The organism is Streptococcus sp. DFI.7.26 (assembly GCF_022240605.1).
In the GTDB taxonomy this organism is placed as follows: Bacteria; Bacillota; Bacilli; order Lactobacillales; family Streptococcaceae; genus Streptococcus; species Streptococcus xiaochunlingii.
Genome location: NZ_JAKOGN010000022.1, coordinates 1 through 3,570, shown reverse-complemented (window position 1 = coordinate 3,570; position 3,570 = coordinate 1). Strand labels below are relative to the sequence as shown.

2 protein-coding genes are annotated in these 3,570 nt (G+C 27.5%); one reads left to right on the top strand and one right to left on the bottom strand.

Annotated features, from left to right (window positions below):
* The first annotated feature begins 32 nt into the window (after window positions 1-32).
* Window positions 33-1,274: an aminotransferase class I/II-fold pyridoxal phosphate-dependent enzyme gene (locus L0M85_RS09560; RefSeq protein WP_135782403.1), complete on the top strand. Its 1,242-nt coding sequence runs from the start codon at window positions 33-35 to the stop codon at window positions 1,272-1,274.
* On the opposite strand, the gene L0M85_RS09555 is transcribed toward L0M85_RS09560, so the two are convergent.
* The gene (locus L0M85_RS09555; protein ID WP_238656922.1) at window positions 1,258-3,537 is read right to left on the bottom strand and encodes a tetratricopeptide repeat protein; all 2,280 of its coding nucleotides are present in this window, start codon (window positions 3,535-3,537) and stop codon (window positions 1,258-1,260) included. The two genes, L0M85_RS09560 and L0M85_RS09555, sit on opposite strands and share 17 nt — an antisense overlap.
* Window positions 3,538-3,570: the final 33 nt, after the last annotated feature.

Genomic DNA, 3,570 nt, shown 5'->3' with positions numbered 1-3,570 from the left:
TGATAATAAATTGTTATCGGTAGGAGAAGTCAGTGTATAAAATTAATAAATTTGAAGGTGAAATCTATCAGAAGTTAAATAAAATTCTTGATTCATATAACCAAGAACAGAATAGCGTAGTAAATCTTGCTGCATGTATTAGCTATCCATTCACCGAAGTATTAGAGATTCAAAGTTTCCCTCTCGCTACTCTGCCAACAGAGGGAGCTGTTGAAAAACGCTTTTTTCCTCATTGTACTTCATTGGATAATATTGAAATATATTCAGAAGAATTGTGTCTTCAACTTTTTGATTTAAATCCTGGTGATTATAGAGTTAATGTGCAACCACATTCAGGAACTCAGGCTAACCAAATAGTCTATAATTGTGTTTTAGAAAGTGACGATTATATTTTATCGTTATCTCCAAAAGACGGAGGACATATTTCACACACTTATACAGGCAAAGGTACTGTAAAATATTATCACTTAGATCATGATTTAAATATTGATTATATCGAATTAAAGGAATTATTAGATAAATATAAACCTAAATTGATTATTATTGGTGCTTCATCGTATGGAAATGAATTTAATTATCAACAAATTTATGAAATTATAAAAGAGGTTAGCCCCAATACCCTTATTTTAGCGGATATTTGCCATAGTGTTTTATATATTATGGCAAAGCTACATAAGTCGATTTTTCCATATGTGGATTTCGTTACTTTTACAATGGATAAATGCTTACGTGGGCCTCAAGGAGGAGTACTAATGTATCGTTCTATATTTGAAGAAAAAATAACTAATTCAATTTTTCCTAGAACACAGGGAGGTCCTACACAAAATGCATTATTTGCGAAATGTATCTGTTTAATCAAATTATTATCAATAGATATTCAAGATTATGCACAACAGGTTATAAAAAATACTTTATTGTTTATAAAACAATTAAGTAAAGAAGGGGTTGATGTTGTTTATAAAAACTCAAAGACTCATATAATTTTAGTTAATCTACTGAATCTAAACTTGAGTGGTAAGGATGCAGAGAATCTACTTTTTCAACATAAAATATTAGTTAACCGAAATCAAATTCCAAATGATACACACGGACCAATGACGACTTCAGGAATAAGATTAGGAACAATCGGAATTACAAATTTATCCTATACTGATGATGATATTAAAAAATTAGCTAAACTAGTAGCTAATTTATTAAAATATAAACAATATGATTATTCCATATATTTAGATCTCATTCGCAAGTACCATGAACAAATTAATATCTCCAATTAGGAGAAAGACCTATACAGAAATTATATTTTTTGTAAGGAATCAACAGATAGTATTTAGTGAGTCCGTCTTGATAATCATCAATATAAGTTTTTTCACAAACAAAAGGAATATCATCAAATTGTTGTAAATTGTATACTATTTGAAATTTATACCAAGGATCGTCTATGAGTGGAATTTCTTCCTCAAAATTTCTTAGTGAATTTTGAAATTCTGTAAAAGAGATTCTTTCAGAAATCAATTCAATAATTAATTTGTTTAACTTGAGCATCCTAATATCTAAGGTCAAAGCTTTAGGACATTCTTGAAGTGATTTATTTATATACTTCAGAGATTGTTGATAATTTTTATTCATCAAAAAAATAATTGATTTATTACAATATGGTTCAAAAATTTCATTTGAATCATATTTTTTTAGTATTTTTGTGGCCTTATTTAGATTCTCTAAAGCTATATCATATTCTCCGTCCCAGATATTAACAACACCTAAATTATTATATACTGTTGCAACAGGTATTTGATATTCATTACGTTGAAAATAGTCCAATGCTAGTTTGAGATTTTCGGTAGCTTCTTTAGTTGGGAAATAATGAGCAGAATTTCGTAAAATAATATAATAGAAGTCGTCTTTTTCTACAGAATTCATGCTTTCATTAAGGAGTTTAATTGCCTCTCGATCTTTACCTAAATGACCATAAGCATTTAGCTTGTAGAGTAATGTTCCAGAGCAATTTTCTAACTTTTCCAGTGATTTTAGCGCCTCCTCAAATTCATATTTTTGAATTTGAAATCTAGGATAGTATAGCTGTAAATCTTTTGAATAATTATCTTTTTGAAGACTGTTTAAAATAGCTAAACCTCCATTAAAATCAGAAATCCACTGGTACGAGTTCAATATATAATGTAAGTATTTTTCGGGTAATAATTCTATTAAATGAAGTATCTTCTTACTCAAAGATACAATGTAAAAATATGAATTTTTCCTGTATTCGATTTCAAGTAACTGTTTGATATATTCTACATTTTGCCGCAACTCTTCAATATTACATATATTTATTAAGCAGTGAATTAAATAAGCTAACTCGCCACCAACTCCTATAGATAGGATAGTTTGCTCTAAATATACTTTTAGATTGTTGGTTACTAATTGAAGATCAGAAGCATTTGTGTGATTTAAAATACCATTTACAATTGATTCGTGTGAAATTTTGATTTTATCATTTGTATCTCCATTAATATAGACAAAACCTGCATCAATAAGGGATTTTAGAGAATCAACTACTTCAGTATTTTCGTCTAATATAGATTTAATGTAGTTAAAAACTATATCTTTTCTCATACCAGCAGGAAAAATCGATGATATGATAAGTATATTTTTTTGAATATCTGGAAGTTTGTCATATATATCAGAAATATTAAATAATTCTGAATTTGGATTATCAATAAGTCTGTTAATAATTAATTCAATATCTTTATAATTACCTTGTGTTATCTGCCATATTTGATTCAATTTGACATTATCAAGTAAAGCAATTTTATTTCTTATTAGTAATTTACACTCATCCTCAGTAAGATACGATAAATTTAATACAGTAGGAGTATAATTGTCCAATGTATCTAGTTTATCAATCGATTTTATCTTATCATTTGTTCGGTTTATAATTGTTAAAGAGATTCCGCTTTGAAGTGTATTAAAGTCATCTTCAAATTTTATTTTTATATCTTCAGATAAAAATTGATAATTATCAATAATAATATTAAGACGGATTTTTTTTGAAACATGACTGAAATATCTTAAATATAAATCATTTTCAAATATTCCCTCCTTTATTTCAGTAATAACTTCTTCCCAAGGATAATCAATTACTTTTTTGTAAGTTGTATCGAATGCAATAAACGATCTGATTAACCTAAAACTATGTTTCAGAGTTAGATTTGTTAGTTTTTGTTTTCTTAAATAATTTGAAAACGAATATTTTTGAGGTATTGATAAGCATAGATTTCTTCTGAATTGTGTTGGGACATACGCTCCTTTTAGTAGATTTTCAAAAAATTTATTACTTTCAAACCCATCATTTATAACATCAATGTAGAGAATAAAGGCTTCTTTATCATGGCTGTAAACTTGTTGACAAACCTCTTTGATTAGCTCGGTTTTACCACTACCACTTAAACCATTAATAATATATAAACTATTTTTATCATTACTAGAAAATTTAAAATGCTGTTTTAATTCTTCTATTTCAGTATCGCGACCGTAATACATAAAACATCTCCTACCGATAACAATTTATTATCA